The organism is Streptococcus parasanguinis (assembly GCF_001578955.1).
GTDB classification, from domain to species: Bacteria; Bacillota; Bacilli; order Lactobacillales; family Streptococcaceae; genus Streptococcus; species Streptococcus parasanguinis_U.
In genome coordinates, this window is record NZ_KQ969690.1 from 374,224 (window position 1) to 375,565 (window position 1,342).

At 43.0% G+C, this 1,342-nt stretch carries 2 protein-coding genes; both read left to right on the forward strand.

Annotated features, from left to right (window positions below):
* The coding region (locus SPADD19_RS11570) for a class I SAM-dependent rRNA methyltransferase (protein WP_164905851.1) at nucleotides 1-755 on the forward strand (755 nt) is incomplete at its 5' end.
* The coding region (locus SPADD19_RS05645) for a type I 3-dehydroquinate dehydratase (RefSeq protein WP_241496488.1) at nucleotides 752-1,342 on the forward strand (591 nt) is incomplete at its 3' end. The genes SPADD19_RS11570 and SPADD19_RS05645, both read left to right, overlap by 4 nt.

Here is a 1,342-nt window from a genome sequence, read left to right on the forward strand (position 1 = left end):
CGGCCTTTCAAGAAGTTTTTCCTGAAGTCCGAGGGGGCTATGAAAAGATTCGCTTTAAAGGCTTGGACTATGAATCGGCCCATGTGTATGGTGAAGAAGCTCCGCAAGAATTTTTGATTCAGGAAAATGGGGTCTCTTACCAAGTCTTTCTCAATGATGGCTTGATGACGGGGATCTTTTTGGATCAGCATGAAGTTCGAGGAAGTTTGGTCGATGGCTTAGCTGCTGGACAGTCCTTGCTCAATATGTTCTCTTATACGGCGGCCTTTTCTGTTGCTGCGGCAATGGGTGGAGCAGTTGAAACAACGTCGGTCGATCTGGCTAAGAGAAGTAGAGAATTATCAGAAGCGCATTTTGTGGCAAATGGCTTGGCGCTGGATGATCATCGTTTTGTCGTGATGGATGTCTTTGATTATTACAAATATGCCAAACGCCATGAGCTAAGCTATGATGTGATCGTACTCGATCCGCCTAGTTTTGCGCGGAATAAAAAACGGACCTTTTCAGTCGCTAAAGATTACCATCGGTTGGTGAGCGAGGCCCTCGAGATTTTAAATCCAGGTGGGACCTTGATTCTCAGTACCAATGCGGCAAATGTGACCAAAGAAAAATTTAAAAAACAAATCGAAAAGGGATTTCAAGGGCGTAAACATCGTTATGTAGCAGAATACGGCCTTCCGGGAGATTTTCGATGGAACAAGAAAGAAGAAAGTAGTAATTACTTAAAAGTATTTACGATTAGGGTGGATGTATGAAGTTAGTTGTGTCGATTATGCCTCGCTCCTTAGAAGAGGCGCAACAACTAGATGGTTCGCGTTACGATGATGCGGATGTCATTGAGTGGCGTGCGGACTTTTTAGAAAAAAACGAGATCTTAACCGTTGCTCCAGCAGTATTTGAAAAATTTGCTGGACGCGAAATTTTATTCACCTTACGGACTCGAGCTGAAGGTGGAGAGATGGAGCTGACCAATGAGGAATATGTTGGGATCCTGAAAGATATTCAATCTATCTATCATCCGGATTATATCGATTTCGAGTTTTATAGTCATCGTGACGTCTTTGAAGAGATGTTGGAATTTTCAAATCTTGTGCTCAGCTACCATAATTTCCAAGAGACACCAGAAAATATGATGGAGATCTTATCGGAATTAACTAGCTTTTCTCCAAAATTGGTCAAGGTATCGGTCATGGCCCACAATGAACAAGATGTCCTTGACTTGATGAATTATACGCGTGGTTTCAAGACGCTGAATCCTGAGCAAGAATATGTAACGATTTCCATGGGTAAGGTCGGGAAGATTTCGCGCTTGACAGCTGATTTGACAGGCTCTTCTTGGTCT